The organism is Methylomonas albis, assembly GCF_014850955.1.
In the GTDB taxonomy this organism is placed as follows: domain Bacteria; phylum Pseudomonadota; class Gammaproteobacteria; order Methylococcales; family Methylomonadaceae; genus Methylomonas; species Methylomonas albis.
Genome location: NZ_JACXSS010000001.1, coordinates 3615609 through 3642403, shown reverse-complemented (window position 1 = coordinate 3642403; position 26795 = coordinate 3615609). Strand labels below are relative to the sequence as shown.

Genomic DNA, 26795 nt, shown 5'->3' with positions numbered 1-26795 from the left:
TACCGAAATCAATCCCAACCGAACTCATCGATAGCTTGCTTTCTGACTATCAAAACCCCGAGACCTGCCTGCAACCGGCCTGCGAAACGACTGACCAAAGTGTTGGCGGAGCATGAATGCAGATGTCGACAACTGCACCGCAGACACAACAAATAGTGCTTACGCATTGACTATTCCAAATTATAACCAGTTTACAGAAGCCGCCGTGCGAATCCCTGCTGCCCTTCCGCGTTGTTAGGCTTTCTATGTGTTCGTCGCAAAGCTTACTTTAATCCAGGCTTTGGATTAAGCTAATAGCCGAATCGACCCAGAATTAATCGCTCTGCAAAATATCCTTAACCACCCGCAGTGCCGATTGGCTGGCGCCGTTGGAGTGGCTGTCCTCGGTAAAATCTCCGGCAAAATAAACGCGGCCCTGCGGTTTTCTTAACGACTCCGATAGGCTATCGAAGCGCGAGTGGCCGACCGGCCATGAAGCTATCGCGCGCGGATGGTAACGGTAAAAACTCATCCGTTTGACCGATTGCCGGAAACCCGGCCACTGTTTATCAAACGCCGCCAGCAAAGCTTCTCTAATCTGGTCCGGATCGCTCATCCGCGAGTTAAAGCGCTCCGCGTCCGCACCGCTGACCAATAAATTCAACAGCGCATCTCCGCCGGATTTTGATTCGCCCTCATAAATCACCCCCAGCGGACTGTCGGTCATAATCGGCAATATGCTGTTGCCGGCGCGGGTCCAGAAGCTGCTGGCGGCTTTATCCACCGTGACGTGTGCGGTAAAGTAGGCGCCGGCCGATTGCGTTTGGATAGCCTGTTTTCGCTCTGCGCTCAACGGCGGAGCAAACTGAATGTCGTTGAGCCGGAACAATGGAATGGCAGTGATCACGTACTTGGCGCGGAATACCCTTTGCCGCAAGCTGACCTGGTCGGACGTGAGCACTTCCACATTGTTGTCGGTGGCGGTGATGTGGGTGACTTGCTGGTTGAGTAGAATGCGGTCCCGGCCGATAAAATTGGCCAGCGCCTGCGCGGCGCGCTGATTACCGCCAACTACATGGCGGGGCGCGAGACCGTTGCCGGCAAAATAATGCCATTCGGCAATGCCGTCCAACGCGCTGATTTTTCGCCAGGAGGTGGCGTATTCCGGTTCAGTTTCGATGCGCACCAGCTCTTGGGCCTTGGGTGACAGGCCGCTGGTGCTTTCGATCCAGTCAGCGAAGGAAATCTCTTGCAGCGCCAGCATAGCCTCGGACAAGGGCCGCAAATCCAATTGCCGATACAGCTCGGCCATTTTTGCGTCCCAACGCCTATAGGCTTGCAATTCGTCGGTATCCAGCACCGATGCCAGAAACTCCGGGTTGGTATTTTGCGTAAACGGATACAGCTTGCCCTGGTAATAAAAACTGGAAAAACTGCTGTAAGCCGTTTCCATCGGCACATGTAAATCCCGGAAAATCGCGATAGCCGGGTTATTTTCCCAAAACTCTTCCAGCCCCACTTCGGCATGCGTGCCGTCCGGGTAAGTAGCGGTGTGGATGCGGCCGCCAACACGCGGACTCATTTCCAAAATCATGGCGGTTTTGCCGGCTTTCTTTAAATGATAGGCGGCGCTCAAACCCGACAGGCCCGCGCCGACGATCAATACATCGGCGGTAAGTGGTTCGGCGGGTAAGGCTGCGGAGCGCAGGCTCAGCGACACGGCCAAAACAATCAAAGAGACGAAACGGTTGAATTGCGTGAGTGATAGGGTAGTCATATGCGTCGCCTTGGGGTGTTGATGAGCTGCAAGCCGGTTAACAATCGAAATCGGCAGCGAATTCTGGCTACGGTACAAGCCAAATGTTGCAGGCAGGTGACCTGAGCGTAACTGAATGTATGCGGCCTGTCGCGTCACATAATGGTCACAAACTTGTCGTATTCTCGGGTTTTGTCCCATAGAAACCTGCCTGACTGATGAATTATTCCGCAACCGCACAAGGCAAAAGCTTTCACTTTCACGATTTGCGTACCTTGCTGGCCAAGGCGACACCGCGCCGGGCAGCGGATGAATTGGCCGGTTTGGCGGCGGATTCCGAAGTTGAGCGTGCTGTTGCTCAGCGAGTTTTGGCCGATGTGCCCTTGAGGCAGTTTATCGAAGAGCCTTTGATTGCGCCGGAACAGGATGAGGTCTCCCGCTTGATTCTGGAGCGCCATGATCCGCAAGCGTTTGCGCCGATTGCGAATTTAAGCGTGGGCGAGTTTCGCGATTGGCTGTTAACTGAGCAGAACGATGTGGCGGCAATATCCGCAGGCTTGATGCCGGAAATGGTGGCCGCGGTCAGCAAAATCATGCGCAACCAGGATTTGATTGCCGTAGCCCGCCGTTGTCGGGTCGTTACCCGCTTTCGCAGTACCATTGGCTTGCCGGGCCGCTTGTCCACTCGTCTGCAACCGAATCATCCAACCGACGATTCGCGCGGTATCGCCGCCAGTATTCTGGATGGTTTGCTCTACGGCAGCGGCGATGCGGTGATAGGCATCAATCCCGCCACCGACAATCTGCACAATGTCCACACCTTGTTGAATTTGCTGGACGAGATCATTGCGCAATACCAAATTCCCACCCAGTCTTGCGTACTGGCTCACGTGACTACCAGCATGGAATTGATGCGGCGTGGCGCGCCGGTGGATTTGGTGTTTCAATCCATCGCCGGCACCGAAGCGGCCAATCGCAGTTTCGGTATCGACCTGGCAATGCTCCACGAAGCCAAGGCCATGGCCGAAGCCTTGGGGCGCCGGAATGCTGGCTGGCAGTTGATGTATTTCGAAACCGGGCAGGGCAGCGCTTTATCCGCCAATGCCCATCACGGTATCGATGCGCAAACCTGCGAAGCGCGAGCTTATGCGGTAGCCAGGGCGTTCGATCCGTTGCTGGTGAATACCGTGGTCGGCTTCATCGGCCCGGAATATTTATACGATGGCAAGCAAATCATCCGCGCCGGTTTGGAGGATCATTTTTGCGGCAAGCTGCTTGGTGTGCCGATGGGCTGCGATATTTGCTACACCAACCATGCCGAGGCTGATCAGAACGATATGGATACCCTGCTGACGCTGCTGGGCGTGGCGGGCTGCAACTTCATCATGGGCATACCGGGCGCTGATGACGTGATGCTGGCATACCAAAGTACCTCGTTTCACGATGCGCTGTATCTGCGGCAAGTATTGGGCTTGCGGCCGGCGCCGGAGTTTGAGGCTTGGCTGGAGCGGATGGGTATTTTCGACGGTCAAAACCGTTTGGCGGATGGCCGTATTAGTACGCCACTGTTGAATAACTTCCACGGTTTGCCGAGAGCTCAACGATGAACGATCCTTGGATTGCATTAAGCCAATTTACCCAAGCGAGAATTGCGCAAGGCAGGGTAGGTTGCAGTCTGCCGACTAGCGCGCTATTGGATTTTCAATTCGCTCATGCCAGCGCTCGGGATGCGGTACACCAATCTTGGGATGTGGATGGCTTTGCCAAGGCAGCGGAAAAGCGGGCACTGGAAACGCTGATTCTGGCGACACCGGTAAGCAGTCGGACGCAGTATTTGCAACGTCCCGATCTTGGCCGCCGTCTGCTGCAATCCAGCCATGACTTACTCGCGACCCGGCAAAACCAGGCCATCGACGTGGCCGTAATTGTCAGCAACGGCTTATCTTCCACCGCGGTAGAGCATCATGGTTTGGCCTTGCTGCAAGCCGTGGTTGCCGCATATACCGAGCGGGGATTGCGGCTGGGGCCGATTTGTCTGGTCGCTGACGGTCGGGTGGCCCTGGCGGATGAAATTGGGATGTTGCTGAAAGCGCGGCTGGCAGTAATCATAGTCGGTGAGCGGCCCGGTCTCAGCGCCGCCGATAGTTTGGGTATGTATTTAAGCTACTCACCCAAACCGGGTAATACCGATGCCGAACGCAATTGCATTTCCAACATTCGTCCGCCCGCGGGTCTGTCTTTTAGCGCTGCGGCCGCCAAACTGGTCTATCTGAGCGAACAGGCCTTGCTAACAGGCTTCTCCGGGGTAATGCTCAAGGACGATATGCCGGAGTTTAAGCTGGCTGGGAATACCGATTTGTCTTGCAGTTCAGGGCCTAGCATCTCCAAAACATAAAGACTTTATCTAGGGATGGCGAGAGCGAGAGGTTCAATGCTGTGTATCGGCCATTTGCCGTAAGGCTAGCTCCGCTTCGGCGCGCGCGGGTTGTATTCTGGCCAGCTCCGTGAGTAGTGCGCGAGCAGCCTGAGCATCGGTACGCCCAAGGGCGGCTGACATGCGCAACAGCGGGTCGTACGCAGGGCGGAAATCCGGGCTGATACGCAACACGGCGAGTAGCGGTTCGCGCACTTGTGACAATATATCGCGCAGATTTGCGGACGGCAGTATGTTCTTGCCCGCCTCGATGTAGCGGTTTCGAGCAGACCAGTAAGCGGCTAGACGGTGGGTCAAGGCCGCATCGGTGGCGGCAATAATCTCCGTCGGTTCGATGGAAACTTCATGTAACAAGTTAATCAGTCTATCTCGTGGCAATGATTCCGGCGCATAGGCAATACGCGGTGCACGGTAGGCAACCACAGGGCGATCATCGGTGTTGGCTGCGGCATTGCCTGCGAAGCGGGCCAGTGCTTTCGGCCCGGCAACGAAGCTGCCAAGTAAGGCGACTTCGTCTTCAACGCCAAACTGCGTAGTGCCCATCGGCAATCTTGAGCCGGCTAAATGCGCGTGCAAGTGCTCGACGTCGAAGTGCCCGCCGATTTGTTGTCCGATCAACCCCAGCACCGGCGTTTCTAAGCTATTGCTGGCCAGAATGGCCGCCCCGTCCGGATAGACGCTTATAAACGACTGCACGATGTTACGCAGGGTTTCCAGATCGAGTTGATGTAAGGGTAGCCATTGGCAAAACAGGCCACCACTGGCAAGGCGCTCGCGCACGGCTCGGAAGTGTTCGACAGTGTAAAGCGCACCGGACCCGCTGCGCGCCGGATGGAAGTTATCCGAAACAATGACGTCGTAGTGTTGTTGGCTGGTGCGCACGTAACGGCGAGCGTCGGCCTTGATTAACCGTAGTCGAGGGTTGTCGCCTGCAAATACCAGTTGTCTGAAGTATTGCGATGCGTCGATAACCTCCGGCAACAGTTCCACGGCTTCGACCTGCAAGCTTGTATATTCGGCTGCGGAAGCTGCGGTCATCCCCGAACCCAAACCCAGGAACAGCGCGAGCTGCGGAGCCGGGTGCAGCAGTACCGGCAACAGCGCTTGTCGGGCATCGACCAACAGGCTGGAACTGCTGCCTTCTTGTTGCCGGCTATTGATACGCAGTCGCGCGACGCCGTCGGCGTCTTCCACCACGCTAACGGCGGCCATCGCGCCTTCTTGATAGCTGACCAAGCGTCCGCCAGCGGGGACTTCGACGAAAGTCAGCGGTGGCGCCCAAATGGCCAGTGCCGAAGCAAATCCTGCTGGTAGCCAAACGATGGGATTTAACCATGAACGTTTACTCGTCAGCGCCAGATAGCCAACGGCAATCACTAACAGCACGAATTTCGCTCCCAGCAAAGGAGTCATCAACACGCCGAACAACAAGGGTGCAACCGCCGCGCCTAAGGTATTGACGCCCAATGAACGCCCGAAACTGATGCCGGAGACGCTTGCACAGGCGCTGAGATGGCTGAACAAGGCCCCCATCACCAGCGTGGGCAACGCGAAGGCCGCTATAGCCAAGGCCGCTTCGGCACCGATGCCTGTTACTGTGTTGGCACCTAAAGTTTCAAGCAATGTGGCTTTAAATGGTTCGGACACCCACAGGCTAGTTGTGCCGGTTAGACAAGCCACTGCCAGCGCGCAAAGCAGTTGGTCGGTAAGCATTTCCCTATGACGGTGTTGAGTCAGCCAGCGCTGGTAAGCCGCAGCGCCAAGCGCACTACCCACCAGATACACTGCCAGCAACATTGCGAAGGTGTAGACGGTGTCTTCGGATACCTGACTCAGCACTCGCACCACTAGGACTTCATAAGCTATGCCTAGCAGGCCGGTAAAAGCCAGGCGTACCAGCGTGCGACGCGATTCTGGCGAAACGGGGTTTGCCTGTTGTACTGGCTCGCAATTATGCGGCAATGCGACAAGCGATAGCGCAGCGCAGAATAGATTAAGCGCGATGCAAATGGCTGCAGTGCGTGCCAGGCCCAATGCCGGCACTAACCAAAACGCGGCGGCCAGCACGCCGATCACCGCGCCAAAGGTGTTGGCGGCGTAATGCCTGGCGATGGACCGGCCTTCGGCCCGCAACCGGGCAGTCACTCTCTCCATGGCTGGCAGGGTTGCACCCATAGCGACAGTAGCCGGCAGCAGCAATAGAAATGTGCCGCAAAACGCTACCAGCCACTGCCACACCGGGGACGGCTGCGTACCGGTAACGTCAAGTAATTGTTCGCTTACAGGTGACATCAGAAGCGTAAGCACCACGCTCCACAACGCGATGATCATTTCACAGGCCGCATACCAGCGTAGCGGATGCGCGCTACTTTCAATGCGCGGTCCCATTGCCAGTGCGCCCAGTGCTAAGCCGCCGAAGAAGGCCGCGACTACCGCCAGCACTGCAGCGGATTCATGGCCCAGCCACAACGCGCACTGCTGAGTCCAGACAATCTGATACCCCAGGCCGGCAAAGCCGGAGGCCGTCATCAAGATCAGAGGAGCCCGGCGGGAACACATGTCAGTCGAAGCCGATAATATTGGAGATAATGAAGTATGCGAAAACAAGTCGGCGACCTTAGGTTTAGGGGCGAGGCTGATCTAGGTGGAACTGTATTTATAAACGGCGGGATGAAGTTAGCAATCAAGTGCCGAACTTGACGCTATACCCCCATGAATTCAGTTGCGTAGGTATGGCGTTCATGGCCAGCGTAAGCCGCCTCTCGCCGGCATTTGGCGGCACCGCGTGCATCAGATAGCTTGGAAACAGCACCAGATCACCCGGTTCGGGCTGTGGGCTGATCCATTTTTCCGCATTGAACGGGCCGGTGATGACGCCTTCGTGGTCATTTTTGAAAGCGAAATCCGTTCCGCCGGGGGACTTCATGAAAACCGTGCGCGACGAATCGTGCGTGGGCGTTAGATACACCACACCGGAAATAAAGCTGTTGGCATGATTGTGCATGGCCTGATAGCCACCGGTATCCAGTACGTTGACCCACATTTCCTTGATCGACCACCCCATGACTTCGCCAAACAGCAGCGCGCCAAATTCGCTTAACTTCGGCGTGATTAATGTGGCCGCTTCGACCAGCAGAGGGCTATCGCCGGGGCTGAGCATGGCGGTGTGAGAAAGCTTGGCAGACGAGTTGTTGTCTCGCATCGCCAGCGCGCTGAAATGTTCCACCAAGCCGTCTACCAGTGGGCGGGGCAGGGTTGCCGGCGCCCGCAGGATGGGGGTGGGGAAAATGCCGATGATTTCGTTCATTCGATTGCTTTAAGTAGAGGTGTGGGTGGTGGCGGGCTGTGCGCGCTTAGGTTCAGTTAAAGATGGCTAGCGTGCGCTCCCAGGACCAGTAAGCAGCCAGCGAGCCGATGCCGTAAAGCATGGCAGGCCGCGCCAGCGCGACCTTGGGCCAGCGCGAACTCAGACGCCATAACACCCACGCGACGGTCACCGTCAGCAATTGGCCGATTTCGACGCCGACGTTGAAGGTCAGCAAAGCCGGCAGCAGGTGGTTTTCGGGTAGGCCGATTTCCTTTAAAGCGCCGGCGAAACCCAGGCCGTGCACCAAGCCGAACAAAAAAGCCACCAACGCCGGATAACGTCGGGCCAGCGTCTGTTGCTTATGCAAAGCTTCGCCAGCGACCAGCATGATGGATAAGGCAATCGTGGCCTCCACCGGTGCCGAGCGCAATACCAGCCAGCCCAATGCGCTGCAAGCCAAGGTCACGCTGTGCGCCAAGGTAAAGGCCGTTATGGTCCATAGCAACTGGCGGTTGAAGCCGACCAGTAGTAGCAGGCCAATCACGAATAGCAGATGGTCAAAACCCGTGAGTATGTGTTCGATACCCAGAGTTGTGTAGGCCGACGCAATTTCTCCCAGTCCGCGCCTGTCGTCTGCCGAGCCGTATAATTGCGCGGTCGGTTGACCAGCCGTCAAGGTGTAGACCTTGGACTGACCATCGAGCCAGAAGATTTTGATAAGCGCGGCCGAAAACCGCTTGCCTACGCCTTGTATCGATAAGCTTCCTTTCAGTCCGGTATCGCCGCAATGTAATATGTTGGCTTCTGCCTGACAGCCTTCCGGCCATGCCGGTGTCAACTCTTCATTGACCGGACGTTTCTCACCAGCGCCCCACTGCCAAAAGAATTCGCCCGGCGACATTTCGCGGACTTGCATCTCGGCCATACTCATTTCATGAGCCCATGTTGTGTTGCTTAGCAATACGGTAAAAATCGCCAGCAGTATTTTTAAACTTTGCAGCTTCATTGCAGTATCACGGTTTCGTGTTTGATGGTGTATTTTTTCGCCAGGGCGCGCACGGCTGCAGTGCGTTGTTCAGCCATTGTGGCATCGGTCCAATCCTGCAAAACGACACCGTGTTGGTTTTCAAAGGTTGCAGGTTTCGGTGCAATAGCGGTGTCAACACGGATTGCTCGCCAGCCGTCACGGGTCGGCAGGGCTTGCCATTCGGCCAGTGGTGATGTTTCGAGCGCTTTGACAAATTCCGGGCCGTAACTCTGCTCGAGGTTAGCAATTGGCCGGCCTTTAAAGACCCGTAAGCCGGCCTGGACGTCGCCAGGGGTACCGGCGTTCAAACTTGCAACAAAGGCGCGCACGCTGGATTCGGAGATGTCGCCGGACAACACCGCCTCTTGAAAGTCATAGCGAGGCGGCTCATCGTATTTGGCGCGGTGGCTATCAAACCAGTCGCGCAGAATACCGTCGTCGTACGGAGGCAACTTGGTGTTGGCGTCAATCACGCTCAAGGCCTTGAAAATCACGCGTTCGCGGATGGCGTCGTCACCTTTGTCGAGCTGCATCGCCAAGCCTTCGCGATAAAGCACTTCGTTATCTAGCCAGACTTGTTGTAGCGCGGTCATTTCCTGTTCATTGGGTTCCCGGCCTCTGGACTCATGAAATAAGTCCTCCGATTCCTCGTCCACTTCCGTGGTGACGACAATCGTGTTCTTGTCGTCGGTTCTGCCAACAACCCAATAGTCGACGGCAAACAGCACGCCGCCCAGTAGAATGAAGTGCAACAGCGGTTCGCGCAGCCAGTTAGGCCAAAAGTTGGCGCAGCGGGTATGGGTGGAATCGTTATCAGTAGATCTCTGTAGTATTGTGGACATAATCAAATAGCGTAAAAAATGAGTGCCTAAGATTCCGGCAGAATCGCAAAATAAAGGGCAATTAGGTTCATTGCAGTACAAAAACCCCTAAAAACAAGAAAAGAGCCGCGCGACAAAACCTCGCGGCTCCTGGCTGCTAAAGGGTCAAATGACCCGCATCATAGAACGTTCAAATTGATGCTTTACCGCGACGGCCGACCGCGCCGAGCATTGCCAGGCCAGAGCCCAACAACCAGAACGCGGCCGGGACTGGCACTGAACTAACATTGTCCAGACCGACAAAGTTGGTTCCGGCGGCAGTCAAGTCAAACGACTGGGCAGCACCGTTGAACAAAAATGTGGCCTGCGTCCATGTGTCATATGCGCCGCTATTGTTGGCGGCTAGATCAAAGCTGCCCAGCAATGTACCGGTGCCGTTCAATCCTGAGTACGCCTTTACGGCACCAATTACGGCGACCGGACTGGAGTAGAAGAACGATAATCCGCTGTTTACGCCAGCGGCTACGTTAATGTACGCCGTGTCGTGCGCGTACGCGGTACCTTGTGCAGAAGGCGCGCCAGTGTAGTAAGTGAAGTCGGCATCGTTAGATAAACCGGACACGTTCACGAAAGACACACCGAGATTGGCGCCGCCCATGCTACCGTCAGCAGCGCTGCCGCCGTTGTAATAGTCGTTAACATCGCCGTTTGTGTAATCCCAGGTTTTCTCGAAATCCACCAGGAAGCCTGAGGCCGAAGCGAACGCAGGTGTACCGGCAAATAAGGCCACTGCAAAGAGTTGTTTAAGTTTCATTTTGTTTCCTGTCTATAAGTTACTTGACGCCGGCGACAATGGTAGAGCCATTGACCTGAACGTAAATCGGATTGCTGTAGAACCACAGATCAGACCAGGCCGCTACGTCATACGAAACCGCTTTTGCGCCAGCGATCGGACTGCTGCCGCTTGCTGTCGCCAAGTGTGATGGACACTTGTCGAATTCAGTTGTGCCGCTTGTGGCAGTACACGGAATGCTCAACCGGCTTGTGTCGCCCGCATTGGTATAAACGTCAGCCAGCGGGTTGCCGTTGGCGTCGGTCTCAAACGGTACGGCGGCTGGCAGGTTGGTGCCGCGTAGACGCACATACTGCGAGGCGGTGACAGCTGGAATGCGGTAGGTCATTTTCAGCAAGTCATTGCCAGCGTTGGTCCAGCCGGTATTGTTGAAGGTTTTGATGATTGCGGCGCTGGTGTTCTTAGCGGCTGCCGGAACGGTAGCCAAATCCGGATTGACCAGCCAGGTGTTTGGCCATTGGCCGGAATAGTCTGCCGCACCAGGCGTTTTATAGCCGGTCACTTTTCCGCTGATCACATCAATGTGATCAAGCACCGGCATGTTCAGCGCTTGGTTGATACCAACCTGAGCCAGCGACGGGTTGTTGAAGGTGTAAGGCGAATAGTTGGTTCCACTTGGATCGCGTGCCACGATGGATACCACGATTTCCGCACCCGGACGCACGACCAGTTTTTCACCCATGGTGGCGCAACCGGCCTTGTCGATGTCGGTATTGTTGGTCGCTGCGGTCAGTGCCAGCGCTTCTACAGACGCGTTGGTGCGTGCCGCTGGGCCAGGGTAAGAAGCGCAGGCGATGAAGCCCAAACGGTCGATGATTTGTCCGCTAGCCGACCAGCTGTTACCGCTACGCAAGCCGTCTACGATAGTTTGTGGACGCAATTTGTCGGATCCGTTACGCACCATGGTGTTAGTACGTTGATACTCGCCGGGGAAAAAGTCCTGTGTGGAGCGACGATCATCCGGACCGAAAGTGCCGCGGTTGTGCCAGTCGGAGCTGGCGAAGAACCACCAGTTACGGCCTTCACCCAACAGCGCATCCCAGACGCCGCCAACTTGCGCACCGTAGACACCGGTGCCACCCCAGGTTGTGCCGCCGACCGAGTCAACCAGAACGCCGCCTATGGTTTGGCGTTTAGGTTTGTATTCCCCGCGGTCGGAGGACGCGCCGTGGCCAGGTTGGGTCTCGAAACCGAAGGCGATCTTCGGCCCGGCGTTGTTGAAGTTACGTAAATGTTCGACGTTGAAGCCGTTGTTGCCGTCAGGGTTGAATGGTCCGGCGCGCTCTAAATGCGCGGGTACGTAATAGCTGCCGTTTGGATGATATGCCGCCATCCATTTCACGCCTTCGACGGTTTTCAAATGGCCCTTGGTGCCGGTGCCGGTGCCGCTAGGTTGGATCAATTTCTGGGCTGTGGCGCTCCAGCCTAATGAGGCATCGGTAGAATTAGCGCTACCGGGAATCGAGCAGTTCCAGTTGTTGCCGATCCCGCTGCCCACTGCGGTATTACCTTGGCTGGTGTCAGTGTCACCGCGGTCGAAGCAGTATTCCCATTGCGCCAGTGCATTGGCATTACCTTGGGGAGTATAGCCAGCGCTGTTAGGCAGGACGGCCGAGTCAAGTGAGCTGGGCATTTGGTCCGTAATGACGGACATCGATGTGTGTTCGTGACCGGCGACAACTGATTCGACGCCGATGAACAGCGGCAGGCTTTTCTCAGTAGCGAGGTATTCAATCAGCGGGTACTGAAATTCTTGAATAGACTGCCAGCGCCACATGTTCTTGTTGGGTGACGTACCTGACGACAAGCCCTTTGGCGTGATAGCTGGGTTGGTGTTCTGCCAAGTTGTAGTTGGCCCCTGAATTGTTACGCCATCGCTTGCGTAAACCAACGGGTAAGCCGGTGTTGCCAGGCTAGCGTCTTCGGCCAACGTACAGTTACGGTTGCCGTTACCGCCGTGCCCGGCTTGCACAAACCAGTCCAGACCCCAAGGCGTGTCGGTTTTGTCGGTGGCTTTCTTAACCAGCTTCTGCATCGAAATCGAGCCGTCCGAGCAGGTGGTATGGTTGTGAAAGTCACCAGATACATATTGGCCTGGGGCTTTGTCGGCTGCCGTTGCGACTGTAGGCGCAATGGCAAGGGCGGTGGTGCCGATGGCTGCCAGCATCGCGAGGGCGAGCGGGTTCTTTCTAAATCCTGCTTCCATTGTAACTGTTCTCTAGTAAGGGTTGGGAAATTCGAGGGTCGTACCTGACCGTTGCGAGCAACTGTGAATCCGTTAACATTTTTATAACCCAACTTTGTTACAGGGCATTTACAACCGTAAAAAACTAAATTTTTAGGGTGGGGGATTGCTGAGAACTTGCAGCGACGTGTTTTGCGTGGGGGCGAGCGGTAGCATATTCCCCGATGGCAAGCATAGTGATAAGGCTTTTCTAAGCGATAAGTCGGAACAGTGACTAGGTGGGCTTTGCGCAAAAGTAGGTGTGAAAATTGTAGGCAGGCGTAAATCGCGCGAGACGCGTTTCGCAAGTAATCCCGCTAAAAAATCATGTTTTGTGGGGTGCCTATATAACGGACAGCTACTCCGCCAAGTTTTCACGATCAATTCGGCATGATTCGCGAGAGTTTAAAATTTGCAAGACAGTTAACGCCGGACGGATTTGACTGGCTTATGGGCATTGACTAATCCGACAACACCTGAAATGAGTGGCCTATAAGGCTAGTCATATTCCTGTAACTTCATAAATATACTTTGAGTAAGCTGTGTAACGACTTCCCGTAGAGTTTTGCCACACTCTCCTTGATTGCAGCCACATTACGACCAGAGTTTTTGAAGTCGGCGTTTGTAACGAGCGTGGGTTTTTTCATATATGCGATTAAGCCGGTCTTTTAATATTGAAGGGGTGCAACATCCATTCTGGTTGCAACGATTGCAGTTTTGCTCAATTAATCGTCGGATGCTTTCTTCCAACGACCAGGCTTGTTCCACCAGTTTTTTCACTGATATTTTCACGTAACATTCTTCTTCTATTAGGGGGTTTGCCATGTCGTCTGAAAAATCAAAAGATGATAGAAAAAAGGTTGCTTTGAATAAAGAAACCTTCAAAACACTGAATACGTTTTCGAGGCTCAATGCCTTAAAATTGCGCCTGGTTGTTGATTCAATGGTTGATGTTGTCTTAAGCGACGAATATCTCTGCAGTCGGGTGATAGCACTTGCCGCCGAAAAAGAGACAATAGAAGAAGAATAGCAGAATCTGTCATTTAAGATAAAAGCATCGGTATTTGTTTGCGCGGCTCCAAGTTGAAATGCTTCGTACTGCGAAAATGGGCCGATACAACCAAGCTGAGCCCTTGGTGTTCAATACCATTGAACTTTTCAAAAAGCCGGAAACCGAATGAACGATTTTCGCTGTTTTCTAAGCGGTCAATTTCCTGCACTCATTTGATAAACCGCAGTACAAGATACTGCAGACAATCGACAGGGGGCTCCGACATGGTTTTTAAGGCTGTCTTTTTCAGGCGATTTTCCGATCTCCGTTTTTGCTGGCTGACGAGATTACACCGCGTCTGGTCTGGAAATCGGCTTGATTTGGTCGCCAATTATTTCTCGGACCTCTTGGTCGATTATGATCCATAGCCGGTGCTTCTTGGCATTGGTCGTCATACTCGCCTTAGCCCTTCAAGCCTGTACCGCGTGGAAAACCATGCCTCCTGCATTCGCGCTGGCGGCAACCGACTGCGAAGGCTTTTTCCAAGAAATGGATCGGTATATCGAAGATTACGATGTGGCGGACGCAGCTACAGCCCGGATCTCAGGCTTTCCGCAACTGCGTGTTGATCGTTTTCTGGCGTCGTTTGCAACGGAAAATATGACCGGGGAAGCTTATGCCGCATGGCTTGAGCATTTGCGGCAGTTGGATATGTCGGCCCGCTTAATAGAATGGCGTAACCTGCCACCCGAAGCAATCTCGCGGCTCGAAGTGTCTTTCGGACCTCATGTTGATACGACGGTGAATGTCTGTGGGCAGATTCTCAGCGAGCAGGCCCTGATTTATCCGAGTCGGCGCTCTCAACTGTTATCGGCGATCAATCCCCCCGATGCCTATTCGACCTGGCAGCGGTTCTTCGGTGTCTACTTTCTTACGCGTTGGACTATTGTTGAAGGTATTCGGCGCGAGCAGCAGGCGTTACGGGAGTCCTTCTTCAACGCCACGCAAAACCACTTCGGCACGAACCGGTCGATTCGATATGTGCCACCCACGGCGGATATTCTGGATGCTGCGGAAGTCGCAAAGATTCTCGAACAGTCGGCTAGCAAGCCATTGGCTATTCCGGAGCCTTCCGAAGACCAGTTGAGCCGATTATTCTCCACCTTTGCACCGGTATGGCGTGTCGATACGGCAAACGACAACGATCATATTGGTACTGTAGGAGTCGGTGCGGATGGGGAGGCCTCTATAGACACCGTGGACCCCGTTGTTTATACCCTGACCTCACATACTCGTTTCGGCGAGCAGGTGTTGTTACAGCTCAATTATGTCGTGTGGTTTCCGGCCAGAACAGCCGAAGCTTGGCTGGATCTTTACTCGGGCCGTTTTGATGGCGTGATTTGGCGGGTCACCTTGGGGATGGACGGCAGGCCCCTGGCTTATGACAGCATTCATTCCTGCGGTTGTTATTACCAGATTTTTCCGGGTGAGGGGGCGCTGGTCGTGCAAGCTCAGGACGGTTCTGAGCCAGTTTTGTCGCCAACATCGATTCCCACCCTTAAACCCAACGAACGGCTGACTGTCCGGCTAGCCTCGGGAAATCATTTCATCCGCGGCGTGATAGCGGAACAGCCGGTGCCGGAGCCTATTGTCTACGGCTGGTCTGATTACAACGAACTTCGCTCCCTGCCAGCGCCCGGCGGCCGGCATGTGAGCATGTTTAAGCCGGACGGATTGGTGGAGGGTAGCGAGCGTCTGGAGAGATTTCTACTTTGGCCCATGGGCGTGCCCAACGCTGGTGCTATGCGGCAGTGGGGAACGCACGCGATTGCCTTTCTAGGCAAACGGCATTTCGACGATCCGCGGCTTATGGAGAAACTCATCCGGCCTCTTGGAGATTAGCCGTGCAGGCTTGCCAGATCAGCATCAATCGTTTGTCTGCAGGTACCAGGTATTTATAGTTTAATTTAACAGCGGCAATACACTTACCATTCCCCAGGCAATACCACCGGCGGCTGGGATGGTCAACACCCAGGCCCAAACAATCCGTTCGATCACGGACAGTTTCAGTGTGTGCGGGTTCTTGGCAAAGCCCACGCCCATGATAGCGGTGGAAATACTATGCGTGGTGGAAACCGGCATCCCGAAATGAGCGGCGGTCAAAAGGATGGTTGCGGAACTGGTTTCTGCCGCAAAGCCGTTTATTGGATGTAGCTTGACCATCTTGTGGCCAAGTGTTTTGATAATTCGCCATCCGCCCACTGAGGTGCCGAGCGCCATGATTAAAGCACAACTGAGCACGATCCAGGTGTCGATGTCCTTTTCTCCACCATCCGGACGCAAGAATTCCGCCCAAGCAGGTAACTGATCGAGGGTGCCGGCGTTGTTTGCCGTAAAAATGGCTAGCGCGATAATACCCATGGTTTTTTGCGCATCGTTACTGCCGTGAGCAAAGCCCATATAACCGGCGGATACCAGTTGAGCCTTGCCAAATAAGGCGTTAATCCATTTTGGCCGCGAGATGTGTGCGATGAGGCCACCAGCAGCATTCATGCCGCTGATAATCGCCATCAACAGGCCCATGATTAAAATACCCAGGGTGAAGCCGGCAATTGGGGAGCTGATCATCGGAATCACAACTTTCCAGAGCAGTCCTTTGTTTTCCGTCCACACCAATGCTGTTTTTGACCAGATCAACACGTCCGGATTGTTGTGGCCGGCCGCCAGGGCCGCGCCGCATAAGCCGCCAATCAAGGCGTGGCTGGAAGAAGAGGGCAGGCCCAAGGCCCAGGTAATCAGATTCCAGATAATCGCCCCGGTCAGCGCGCAGATCAACACTTCAGAGGTGATTGTTACCACGGCGGTGTCGACCAGTCCGGACGAGATGGTTTTGGCTACTGCGGTGCCTGATAAGGCGCCGACCAAATTGGTCACCGCAGCGAGGATGACTGCCTGGCTAGGGGTTAATACTTTGGTGGCAACCACCGTGGCAATCGAGTTAGCGGTGTCATGGAAACCGTTAACGAACTCGAATATCAGTGCCGCCAGAATGACCAGCAAAAGCAGTGTCAGCATGACAGTCCTTCTATGAATTTTTTAAGACGATGTGATAAACGACATTGCCGGCATCGCGGCAGCGATCAATGGCTTTTTCGAGGATTTCGAACAAATTGGTTTTTACCAGGTAGCGGATCGGATCGGTTTCGTTGGCATAGACGTCGCGGTACAACTCCAGAATTTGGTCGTCGGCTTCCGCTTCAATGGTTTGCAGTTGATCGTTTAACCTTTTGACTTCGTCCAAATCCATGCCTTTGCGCAACTGGCCAACCATCTGCTCCAAAACCTGGCAGGCCTGCTCCAGCATCTTTGCGCGGCTGTTGAAGTCAACATCGCCGATGCGGCCCAAGGCTAAGCTATAGCGTTCCGCAAACTTTTCCACGACTTTGGGAATCTTATAAAGCGCGCCGTTCAACGCTTCAATATCCTCGCGATCCAGCACGGTCACAAAGGTATTAACCAATTCCTCGCTGATCTGGCCGAATAAATTCTTTTCCCGGCGCCGCGCCTGTTTGAATTTTTCCAATGACTGTTGGGTGGCGGATGTGCTTAGCAGCTCTATCAATGCCTTGGCCGAGGCGTGTGCCGATTCAGCACTGGCTTCAAGCAAGCCATAAAATTTATCGCCTTTGCCAAAGATGGTTTGTAGAGAGAACATGGAGTTTCCTTATTTGTGACAGTTTCATTAATTATTGTATAACAGCATAGGGCCGTGCGCAGGATCTGTCCGCACTTTAATGGAGCGCGCTGTTGGCGACTGCCCCAATAGTGGGTGTTTGCAGTTCGCTTTGCGCGGTACGCGCAGCGTCAAAAGTCGGGACAATAATGGTTTTGGCGCTGCTGAATTATTTTCGTGTTGGCCGAAAAAAAACTGGGGTTCGCGGCTTTGAGGTAGGGGGCGATGGAAAATTTTGAGACTGATTTCGTGAGGCGGAAGCGTCAAAAGTGCTATAGATCCAGGCTTGCAAATTAATGTTCAACGATTGTCGATAACGGCTGCGCCAACAGTTTTTCCAGGAAGAGGCTGGCTCGTTGTAAATTGGTTGCGCATCGCTCGCTTAATCCTGTACCCAGCTCGAAAGTTTCGGCTTGGATGCTTAGTAAATAGCACGGTGGTAGCGGTTGTTTGCCGACGGATTGATAGACCGACAGCAGCGCGGCCGGGCTCAGCGCGTGGCTGGAGTAACTGTGGTCTTGGGCTGGGGTTAATGGGGTAAAGGTAAAGCTGTCCGGGCAATTTTCCGCGGCATCGACAAACACCACCAGTTCGCGATCTTGCAAATCCAGCGCGTGTTCGATCTGTAATTGAAAGTCACTGAGCAATTCTATACTGCTTAAGTCGAGATGCTCGGCCAGATAATCCAAAAGCAAAGGGCCTACTGCATCGTCGCCACGGCTGGGATTGCCGTAACCGAACACCAGGATGGGTTTGCTCATTCGCAGCCGTGGATAAATTCGCCGCTGCTGTGCCGAACCAGTTTATCCACCAACTTGCCGTCCGCATCGACCAGTTCCAACTGCAAGGGCATTTTGCCGACCGCATGCGTGGCGCAGGACAGGCAAGGATCATAGGCGCGAATCGCCACTTCCAGGTTATTCAACAAGGGTTCGGTCAATTCGCGGCCCGACAAATATTCCGCCGCAACTTGCCGCACCGATTCGTTCATCGCTGTGTTGTTGCTGGTGGTGGAGACGATCAGATTGGCTTTGGTGACAATGTCGTTTTCGTCGATTTGGTAATGATGAAACAGCGTGCCGCGCGGCGCTTCGATCACGCCTATGCCTTCGTAGCGTTTTTCGCCCTTGGCGACCAAGTCGTTACTCAGTAAGTCCGGATCGTCCAGCAAGATTTGGATGCTCTCCGCGCAATGCAGTAATTCGATCATCCGGGTCCAGTGAAAGGCCAGGGTGCTGTGAACCATGGTTGCGCCGCCGTGCTGCTTGAACTCGACGCGCGCGGCTTCCGCCAGTGGCGTGTCGATAAAATCGCAATTGTTGACCCGCGCCAACGGCCCCACCCGATACCAGCCATCGGCTTTACCCAGCGCAGTCAGGTAAGGGAATTTCATATAGGTCCAAGAGCGCACTTCTTCGCGGATCAATTCCTGATAATCGCAGTAATCGTAATGGTCGACCAGGGGTTCGCCTTGCTGGTTTTTCACCCTAATCCCGCCGTGATAAAGCTCCAACGCACCGTCAGGTTTGGTCAAACTCAGGTAGTTGCTGCGGATGGTGGCGAAGTCGTCGTAATAGGGCAGGTTGGAGGTGTGGACTTTGGTGACCAGTTGCAAAGCGCCTTGCGCCCAGCTCACAATTTGGCCGATGTCTTGTTTCAGATAATCCCGCTCGTCTTTGCTCAGCGCTTTGTTCATGCCGCCGGGAATCGCGCCGGTGCCGTGAATGCGCTTGCCGCAGACCATGCGGATCACTTCCTGGCCGTATTTGCGCAGTTTCACGCCTTGCAAACCAATATCCGGATAATCCGCCAGCACCGCGACGATACTGCGTTTGCCTATCTCGCTTTCGAATCCGAACAGCAAATCTGGGCTGGACAGGTGGAAAAAATGCAAGGCATGCGATTGCAACACCTGACCGAAATGTAACAAGCGCCGTAACTTGTCCGCAGCCGGCGGCAGATTGGCCGGATCGACGCCGACCAACTGGTCTATGGCCTTGGCTGCGGCCAGATGGTGGCTGACCGGGCAGATGCCGCACAAGCGCTGCACCATCACCGGCAGCTCCCAGTAAGGGCGGCCCTGAATAAATTTTTCAAAGCCGCGGAATTCGACGATGTGCAGGCGGGCTTGCTGGACCTGATTGTTTTCGTCGAGCAGCAGCGTGACTTTGCCGTGGCCTTCCACGCGGGACACCGGATCGACAGCGACCCGTTTTAACTTGCCGGCTTCGACCAAGGCCGGATCGGCGGTTTCAAGATATTCGTACACGGGTTCCTCCGTTAGTCGTAATGGACTAACTCGTAAGGTAAAGTCGGGTCGCGGCCTTCGATCAATGCACTCAGGTAGTGCCAAAACACATCGGCGGATGGCGGACAGCCGGGCATAAAATAATCGATCTTGACGATCTCGTGGACCGGTCGCACCTTGTCCAGCAGCAAAGGCAATTCCGGGTCGCTGGGTATCTGCGGATTGTCCACGCCGATGCCGTCCTGGTAGGCTTCCAACAGGCAATCTTCCAGCTTGAAAAAGTTACGCAGCGCCGGCAGGCCGCCGTTGATGGCGCAAGCGCCGACGGCGATCAGAATTTTGCAGTTAGCGCGAAACTCGCGCAGCACATGCACGTTTTCGGAATTGCAAACCCCGCCTTCGATCAGGCCGATGTCGCACGGGCCGCAGTGTTCGATGTCGGTGAGTGGCGAACGGTCGAATTCGACGATGTCGGCCAGTTTCAGTAAGCGCTCGTCTATATCCAGAAACGACATATGGCAGCCGAAGCAGCCGGCCAGCGAGGTGGTGGCGATTTTGATTTTAGCGGCCATGTTTGATGTCCGGCGCGGGCGGCATCGTCGCCGCGTAGTGGGAGTCCGGGCCTCCGTTCTGCTGAGCCGCATCCGCCAACTTGGTCGGGTCGCAGCTTGGGTAGCCGCTTGCCTCACCGGCCTTGATAACTGCTTTTTCGCAGGCGACCTCGCTGATGGGATGCCCGTCATAAATGCGTTCGCCAATCGGCGTCAGGTAGGCGCTACGTTTGACCAGGATCGCTCCGGTCGGGCAGACATGGGCGGCCTCGTCGTTGACACTAATATCGCTGTCTTTCAGCTTGCCACTGGGCGAGTTGATGACTAAGCGTTTGTGGATGCCGCGTCCGGCGATGCCGAACACCTCCTTGCCGTCTTTTTCCTTGCTGGCGCGCACGCACAGATTGCAGAAAATGCAGCGGTCGTGGTCGATCAAAATATCCGGGTGCGAGGCGTCCATCTCGCGCTGCGCATAAAAATGCGGATAGTGGTTATCCAGCATGTTTTGATGGTAGGCCACGGCCTGTAACTGGCAATTGCCGGATTTTTCGCAGGACGGGCAAAAGTGGTTGCCTTCCACGAACAGCATTTGGGTGATGCGCTGGCGGTCGTGTTGCAGGTCCGGGCTGTTGCTGATCACCGTCTGACCGTCGGCAGCCGGCAGCGTACAAGCGGTATTGGTGCGGCCGTTGACTTTCACCGTGCATAACTTGCAACTGCCGTAAGGGGCGTAGCCCGGTCGGTGGCACAGATAAGGAATGTACACGCCGGCAGTGCGCGCCGCCTCGATAATGGTTTGGCCGTCGCTGAACGGTACGGCGATGCCGTCGATGCAAAGAGTGCCGCTCATATCAATTCTCCACTTGCGATAAATGCGCTGCGTCGTCATCGCGCTGCGCCATACGGCGGGCCACGGCCAGGGTGGCGTCCAAATCAAAACCCGGGGTAAAACTGCTTTGTTTTAATTGCTTAAGATACAGCTCCGGATGGCTGACCAAGGTGCTTAAAATCGGATTGGCGGCGGAATCGCCCAGACCGCAATGGCTGTTGTTTTTGACGACCAGGCATATCTCGTTGAGTTCTTCCAGATCGACCGCGGCGCCGTTGCCTTCGACAATTTTCCGCAGCTGATTTTTCAACAGCGTGGTGCCGACCCGGCACGGCGTGCAAAAGCCGCAACTTTCATGGGCGAAGAAATCGGTAAAGTTTTGCACGATGTCGAAAATACTGCGGCTATTGTTGAACACCATAAACGAGCCAGCGGTGGACAGGTCTTCGAAGGCTATGCGCCGTTGCAGTTCCCGGTTGGAAATAAAAGTGCCGGAAGGGCCGCCCACTTGCACACCCAGCACGTCATCCGCGCCGCAGTCTCGCAAAATCTCTTCAATTGATGTGCCGAATGGGTATTCATAAATGCCGGGCCGCGCGCAGTCGCCGCTGATACTGAGCAGTTTGCTGCCGGTCGATTGTGCGGTGCCGACTTCCGCAAACCATTGCCCGCCTTTAATGGCGATGTGGGTGGCGGCGAAAAAGGTCTCGACGTTGTCCACCACGGTGGGTTTGCGTTGGTAGCCGCAGATTACCGAGTTGGGCGGTTTGACCCGGGGTATGCCGGGCTTGCCTTCCAAGGACTCGATTTGCGCGGAGGCCTCGCCGCAGATGTAAGCGCCGGCGCCCATGCGAATTTCAATGTCAAAATCAAAACCTGACCGGCCGAGAATATTGCGACCCAGCAATCCGTTGGCGCGGCGGTGTTTTAACACGCGCTGCAATTGCTCGTAGAGGAATAAATACTCGGCGCGTAGATACAGTAAACCTTGATCCGAACCAATTATCGCCGCGCACAAAGTCATGCCTTCAAAGACTTGATCGGCATAGACATCGAGCAGCATCCGGTCTTTAAAGGTACCAGGTTCACCCTCGTCGGCGTTACAGATCACGTAGTGCGGCGTTTCGTTCTGTGCCGAACAGGTGCGCCATTTCAATGCCGTTTTAAAGCCGGCACCGCCGCGGCCGCGCAGGTTGGATAAGTCTACTTCCGCTAGGGTTTCCGCTGGTCCTCGGGCAAATGTGGCCGCTAGCGCTGTGCCGTTATTAAACGGCTGATTGAGCAGTAATCCGGGTTTGCGGATTTCTTCGGTAACCGCGAAAAACTCTGCAGGCCAGTCGGTCAAGGGGGCTTGCTGTTCGATCAGTTCGGCGATTACATCTATTTTGGAATAATCCAGGCGCGTCAAGGCATAGCCGTTAACCAAGCCTGCAGGGCCTTGGTCGCACATGCCGGTGCAGGAGGTATTGTTGAGGCTGACTAGACCGTCCGTACGGACTTGGCCAACTTTGACTTTCAGCTTTTCCGCCAGATAATTCAGCAGTTTTTCCTTGCCCAGCATCCGATCGGTAATCGAATCGCTGATGTAAATGTCGTAACGGCCCTGCGGCGCCAGGTGCAAGAAACTGTAGAATTCCGCGACAGCAATAATTTGGGTGCGGGGGATGTTTAGGGCTTTGGCAAGTTGCTCGATAGCTGCCTTGGGAATATGCAGGTACTGCACCTGCACGGCCCTTAGCATCTGTAAAAGCCTTTCCGGTTTGTGGTCCGCTTCTGCAAGAACAGACCGAATAAAAGTGTTCATCGTCGAGTTACTGGGCAGTTATATTGAATCGCGGTGTCCCATTGCATGTGAAAAATCATGAGCTATCCCGCATACCATTTTTAAGTGGGCGCTAGATTTTTCAAACTTATCGCTGGCAGCATACTTGGCGAATCGGCCCACACGTTTTTTGCGCGCGCCGATAGAATTCCAATTGCCAAGCGCAAGTGCCTGCCTTGTCTCTGAATGCGTAAACCCTGAAATCCTTCCGCGCGATCTTCACCGTCTTTTCCGGGAAGCATTTGCAAATGCGCCGTCATCCATGGCGCAATACTAAACAAATTAGTGGGGCGTGGACAGTAAAATATTGCCGATTAACAGGTGCTCATTCGGCTGAAGAGCTTGTGGCGTTGGCAGGAAATAGGTTTTTTACCGGACTCGCGGACGCAGTCGTGCTTGCGGTATTGATAACAGAGCACGCAACGGTTTAAGCGGCGCTGGTAACGGCCATAAGCACTAAACACCAAGCGTTCCAGGCGAGCTAATTTGCTATCGTTGACAGCAAACAGTCTGGTTTGCTTGGCGTGTAATGAGGCATAAAGTTGACGGGCTTGATCGATTAATATGTCGTTGTCCATCGTCATTACCTGGCTTAATCGCTGCTGAATCGAAAATAAACGGCGTTGGCATGTGCGATTGAACATGCTGAGCTAAATTATTACGTCTGCTTACGTTGAGCGCTTTGATTTCAATCAACGTAGCCTAAAAATGTCAATTTTGAATCAGTCCATGCTGACGGAAATAGAAGGCCACATTGACTAACCCGATCATCACCGGAACTTCGATCAATGGCCCAATGACTGCGGCAAAAGCCGCGCCGCTATTAATCCCAAACACCGCTACCGCCACCGCAATCGCCAATTCAAAATTATTGCTGGCGGCGGTAAACGCCAGCGTGGTGGTTTTGCCGTAGCCGGCGCCGATGGCTCTGCCCAGCAAGAAGCTCAGTAGAAACATCACCACGAAGTAAATCAACAACGGTATCGCAATCCGCACTACATCCAGCGGCAATTGCACGATCAAATCGCCTTTTAGCGAAAACATCACCACTATGGTAAACAACAGCGCGATCAAGGTCAGCGGGCTGATTTTGGGGACAAAATGCTGGTGATACCAATCCTTGCCCTTGGCTTTGACCAATAGAAAGCGCGTGCTAAAGCCGGCCAGAAATGGAATGCCCAGATAGATGAAAACGCTTTTGGCGATTTCGCCGATGCTTATATCAACCAGACTGCCCGGCATACCGAATAAGGGCGGCAGCACGGTGATGAACAACCAGGCATAAACGCTGTAAAACAACACCTGGAAGACGCTGTTAAATGCCACCAAGCCCGCCGCATATTCGTTGTCGCCGTCTGCCAATTCGTTCCAGACGATGACCATTGCAATGCAGCGCGCCAGTCCTATCAGAATCAAACCCACCAGGTAGTCCGGGTAATCGCGCAGAAACACGATAGCCAATACAAACATCAAGACTGGGCCGAGCAGCCAGTTTTGTAGCAAGGAAATCGCCAATATTCGCCAGTTGCGAAACACGTCGCCCAGTTCTTCATAACGGACTTTCGCCAGCGGCGGATACATCATCACGATCAAGCCAATGGCGATGGGGATATTGGTGGTGCCGACCGATACCGCTGTATTGAAGTGGGTCACTTCTGTCGGAAACAGAAAACCGATGCCAACCCCAAGCGCCATGGCGATAAAAATCCATAGGGTCAGGAAACGGTCGAGAAAGGATAAACGGGCGTTAGGGCAATGCGGGGTGTTCATTGAAATCTCCAAGACAGCTATTTACTGTGTGGTGCTATCGGCTGCCGGCGGTTTGCAGCAACTGCTGGCGGGCTCTAGTTGCACGACTTCATCGTCGCCAAATAAGGGAATGGCTTGTAAGGAATGGAAGGCTTCCCAGGCAATGCCTTGCGGATCGACAGTCCAGTATTTATCCGATTGGGCATAGCAGCAGTTGGCTTGCTTTTGCGCGGCGACCGGCAACTCGGCGGCGGCCAGATTTTGCTGGACTGCTTCCAGTTCCTCACCCGATTGAACTTGTATGCCCAAATGATCCAGACCTGGTTGGCGACCGCGACTGGAAATCGCAAAATTGACGCGCGGATCGTCCAATAGCCATTTGGCATAATCCTCTTCGCGGACGCTCGGTTGGCTTTGAAATAAGGCGTTATAAAAGTCGATATTTTTCGACAGATCCTCGACGGCGAGATGGATATGCAGGCGTTTCATCGCGTTTGCTCCGGGGTAAAAGGGTGGGTGAGGTTGGAGATTTGCTAGCGTTGTTTAGTGGGGACCTCTGAAAATTCCCTCTCCCTCAGGGAGAGGGCTGGGGTGAGGGATGTAAATAATTGATTTTAATCCCCTCATCTCAACCTTCTCCTTTATGCCCCGTAGGTACTAAGGGAGAAGGAGTTTTAGAGATTCCCCAATGGTCGCCAGCTAATGCTAGCAAGCGTTCGACGCCGGTCGGCTCGTCCTGCAACAATGGCACCAGCGCGTAGCGGCTGGCATAGTGATTGGCGACGGCAGCGATTTCCGACAATTCATTGGCGGCGCGTTGGCGTAATAGCGGGGAATGCACGGTGGTTGCCGCAACGCTGTTATTAATCACCCACGCCCAAGGTTCGATGCCGGCCCGGCGCAGATCGTTTTGCAACTGCGCGGCTTCCAGCACTGGGGTGGTTTCCGCCAACGTCACTATCAGCACCTTGGTTTGGCGCGGGTCCTGCAATTGCATCATGGGGGTGGTGAAATGCTGCTGGGAATCGCCCATTTGCCTTGACACTTCGCGATGGTAAGCGCCGGTGGCGTCGAGTAGCAGCAAGGTATGGCCGGTCGGCGCGGTATCCATCACTACAAATTTCCGGCCGGCCTCGCGGATGATGCGGGAAAAAGCCTGAAATACCGCAATTTCTTCGGTACACGGCGAGCGCAGGTCTTCTTCCAGCAAGGCGCGGCCAGGCGCGTCCAATTTGGCACCTTTAGTGGCCAACACATGTTGGCGGTAGCGTTCGGTTTCCGCATGCGGATCTATTTTGCTGACTGTCAGGTCAGGCAAAGCGCCGTTTAGCGTGTCCGTTAAATTGGCGGCTGGGTCGGAAGTGGTCAGATGTACCGGCAAACCGCGTCGAGCAAGTGCCACTGCCAACGCCGCAGCCAGAGTGGTTTTACCCACTCCGCCCTTGCCCATCAGCATCACCAGTCCATGGCCGTCCGTGGCAATCTCGTCGACTAGTGACGATAGATTGGCTGCCGATGTGGCGGGCGTAACATCATTGTCAGGCATGGATAGCGGCTCGGAACGACGCAGCAATTGTCCAAGAGCCATCAGCCCAACCAGATTGAAGGGCTTTAATTCAATGCGATCCGTCGGTAAGCCGCTCAGCGCCGCCGGCATATGGATTAAGGCGTTTTGCTCGCGACGATAGATTGCACTGGCCAGCCGATCTTGTGCGGTTTCGCTCTCCGGCAAAATACCGTTGATCAGCAAATATTGTTGCGACAAGCCGATGGCGTTTAATTCCTCATGGGTACGAGCCACTTCGCGCAAGGTCGATTGTTGAGCGCGGGCGACCAGGATCAACCGGCTGCGTTGCGGATCTGCTAGTGCGTCGACAGCAGCTTTATATTGGCTGCGCTGTTTCTCCAGACCGGCCAATGGCCCCAGGCAAGAGGCATCGCCTTTGCCTTGTTCCAGAAAGCCGCTCCAGGCGCCGGGGAGTTGCAGCAGGCGGATGGTGTGGCCGGTCGGCGCGGTGTCGAACACGATGTGATCGTAGTCGGCGGTCAATACCGAGTCGGTCAGCAGCGCGGTGAATTCGTCAAATGCCGCGATTTCCGTGGTGCAGGCGCCGGATAGTTGCTCTTCTATGCCTTTGACGATGCTGTCCGGCAACACGCCGCGCACCGGACCGACGATGCGGTCGCGATAGGCCTGGGCCGCCGCTTGCGGATCGATTTCCAAGGCCGCCAGGCCGGATACGGCCGGAATGGCGGTGATCTTGTTGCCGATGTCGATGCCAAATACCTGGCCGACATTCGAGGCCGGGTCGGTACTCACCAACAAAACCTGTTTGCCCGCATCCGCTAATTGCACGGCGGAGGCGCAACCGATGGAGGTCTTGCCGACACCGCCCTTGCCGGTAAAAAATAGAAAGCGCGGCGCTTGGTCGAGGAATTTGCGGTCGCTGTTCACAGCACTATCACCAGAA

The 26795-nt window shown here is 54.7% G+C and carries 22 protein-coding genes; 4 read left to right on the top strand and 18 right to left on the bottom strand.

Going from position 1 to position 26795, the window contains the following annotated elements; translation table 11 throughout:
• Positions 1–313 precede the first annotated feature (313 nt).
• Positions 314–1756, bottom strand: a complete 1443-nt coding sequence (locus EBA_RS16670) for a flavin monoamine oxidase family protein (RefSeq protein WP_225616344.1) — start codon at positions 1754–1756, stop codon at positions 314–316.
• Positions 1757–1953: 197 nt separating this feature from the next.
• Between EBA_RS16670 and EBA_RS16665 the strand changes: the two genes are divergently transcribed.
• Entirely contained in the window at positions 1954–3342 is a 1389-nt protein-coding gene (locus EBA_RS16665) for an ethanolamine ammonia-lyase subunit EutB (protein ID WP_192375755.1), read from the top strand.
• Positions 3339–4130 carry an ethanolamine ammonia-lyase subunit EutC gene (eutC, locus tag EBA_RS16660; protein WP_192375754.1) on the top strand — a complete coding sequence of 264 codons (792 nt, stop codon included), beginning with the start codon at positions 3339–3341 and terminating at the stop codon, positions 4128–4130. Before EBA_RS16665 ends, eutC begins: the two co-directional genes overlap by 4 nt.
• Before the next feature lie 33 nt (positions 4131–4163).
• Here the strand turns inward: eutC and EBA_RS16655 are convergent, their stop codons facing one another.
• From EBA_RS16655 to EBA_RS16630, 6 genes are all read right to left on the bottom strand, one after another.
• A complete protein-coding gene (locus EBA_RS16655) occupies positions 4164–6728 on the bottom strand; it encodes a spermine/spermidine synthase domain-containing protein (protein ID WP_192375753.1) in 2565 nt (854 codons plus the stop codon).
• Between the two features lie 124 nt (positions 6729–6852).
• Complete coding sequence (locus EBA_RS16650) at positions 6853–7476, bottom strand: putative 2OG-Fe(II) oxygenase (RefSeq protein WP_192375752.1); 624 nt, start codon at positions 7474–7476, stop codon at positions 6853–6855.
• 52 nt (positions 7477–7528) lie between these two features.
• Complete coding sequence (locus EBA_RS16645; protein ID WP_192375751.1) at positions 7529–8482, bottom strand: HupE/UreJ family protein; 954 nt, start codon at positions 8480–8482, stop codon at positions 7529–7531.
• Positions 8479–9345, bottom strand: coding sequence for a peptidylprolyl isomerase (locus EBA_RS16640; protein WP_223146701.1), 867 nt, complete (start codon positions 9343–9345; stop codon positions 8479–8481). Before EBA_RS16640 ends, EBA_RS16645 begins: the two co-directional genes overlap by 4 nt.
• Before the next feature lie 169 nt (positions 9346–9514).
• Complete coding sequence (locus EBA_RS16635; protein ID WP_192375750.1) at positions 9515–10138, bottom strand: VPLPA-CTERM sorting domain-containing protein; 624 nt, start codon at positions 10136–10138, stop codon at positions 9515–9517.
• 19 nt (positions 10139–10157) lie between these two features.
• The gene (locus tag EBA_RS16630; RefSeq protein WP_192375749.1) at positions 10158–12383 is read right to left on the bottom strand and encodes a hypothetical protein; all 2226 of its coding nucleotides are present in this window, start codon (positions 12381–12383) and stop codon (positions 10158–10160) included.
• An 841-nt stretch (positions 12384–13224) separates the two neighbouring features.
• Here EBA_RS16630 and EBA_RS16625 point away from each other — a divergent pair.
• Together EBA_RS16625 and EBA_RS16620 are read left to right on the top strand one after the other, a co-directional pair.
• Positions 13225–13431, top strand: coding sequence for a hypothetical protein (locus tag EBA_RS16625; protein WP_192375748.1), 207 nt, complete (start codon positions 13225–13227; stop codon positions 13429–13431).
• A 456-nt stretch (positions 13432–13887) separates the two neighbouring features.
• Positions 13888–15294, top strand: coding sequence for a hypothetical protein (locus EBA_RS16620; RefSeq protein ID WP_192375747.1), 1407 nt, complete (start codon positions 13888–13890; stop codon positions 15292–15294).
• A 60-nt stretch (positions 15295–15354) separates the two neighbouring features.
• On the opposite strand, the gene EBA_RS16615 is transcribed toward EBA_RS16620, so the two are convergent.
• From EBA_RS16615 to arsA, 11 genes are all read right to left on the bottom strand, one after another.
• Positions 15355–16467, bottom strand: coding sequence for an inorganic phosphate transporter (locus EBA_RS16615; RefSeq protein ID WP_192375746.1), 1113 nt, complete (start codon positions 16465–16467; stop codon positions 15355–15357).
• A gap of 10 nt (positions 16468–16477) precedes the next feature.
• Positions 16478–17107 carry a DUF47 domain-containing protein gene (locus EBA_RS16610; RefSeq protein WP_192375745.1) on the bottom strand — a complete coding sequence of 210 codons (630 nt, stop codon included), beginning with the start codon at positions 17105–17107 and terminating at the stop codon, positions 16478–16480.
• Between the two features lie 311 nt (positions 17108–17418).
• On the bottom strand, positions 17419–17886 hold the full coding sequence (locus EBA_RS16605; RefSeq protein ID WP_192375744.1) for a hydrogenase maturation protease: 468 nt from the start codon (positions 17884–17886) through the stop codon (positions 17419–17421).
• Positions 17883–19394: a Ni/Fe hydrogenase subunit alpha gene (locus EBA_RS16600; protein ID WP_192375743.1), complete on the bottom strand. Its 1512-nt coding sequence runs from the start codon at positions 19392–19394 to the stop codon at positions 17883–17885. Before EBA_RS16600 ends, EBA_RS16605 begins: the two co-directional genes overlap by 4 nt.
• 11 nt (positions 19395–19405) lie before the next feature.
• A complete protein-coding gene (locus tag EBA_RS16595) occupies positions 19406–19945 on the bottom strand; it encodes an NADH-quinone oxidoreductase subunit B family protein (RefSeq protein WP_033157914.1) in 540 nt (179 codons plus the stop codon).
• Positions 19935–20774 (bottom strand): 2Fe-2S iron-sulfur cluster-binding protein, encoded by an 840-nt coding sequence (locus EBA_RS16590; protein WP_192375742.1) that lies wholly within the window; start codon positions 20772–20774, stop codon positions 19935–19937. The genes EBA_RS16595 and EBA_RS16590 overlap by 11 nt, the downstream gene beginning before the upstream one ends.
• Before the next feature lies 1 nt (position 20775).
• Complete coding sequence (locus EBA_RS16585) at positions 20776–22557, bottom strand: NAD(P)H-dependent oxidoreductase subunit E (RefSeq protein WP_192375741.1); 1782 nt, start codon at positions 22555–22557, stop codon at positions 20776–20778.
• 332 nt (positions 22558–22889) lie between these two features.
• Positions 22890–23153 (bottom strand): hypothetical protein, encoded by a 264-nt coding sequence (locus EBA_RS16580; protein WP_192375740.1) that lies wholly within the window; start codon positions 23151–23153, stop codon positions 22890–22892.
• 133 nt (positions 23154–23286) lie between these two features.
• Positions 23287–24345, bottom strand: coding sequence for an ACR3 family arsenite efflux transporter (arsB, locus tag EBA_RS16575; RefSeq protein ID WP_192375739.1), 1059 nt, complete (start codon positions 24343–24345; stop codon positions 23287–23289).
• A 21-nt stretch (positions 24346–24366) separates the two neighbouring features.
• A complete protein-coding gene (locus EBA_RS16570) occupies positions 24367–24813 on the bottom strand; it encodes an ArsI/CadI family heavy metal resistance metalloenzyme (protein WP_192375738.1) in 447 nt (148 codons plus the stop codon).
• Positions 24814–24952: 139 nt separating this feature from the next.
• On the bottom strand, positions 24953–26779 hold the full coding sequence (arsA, locus tag EBA_RS16565; protein WP_192375737.1) for an arsenical pump-driving ATPase: 1827 nt from the start codon (positions 26777–26779) through the stop codon (positions 24953–24955).
• Positions 26780–26795 lie beyond the last annotated feature (16 nt).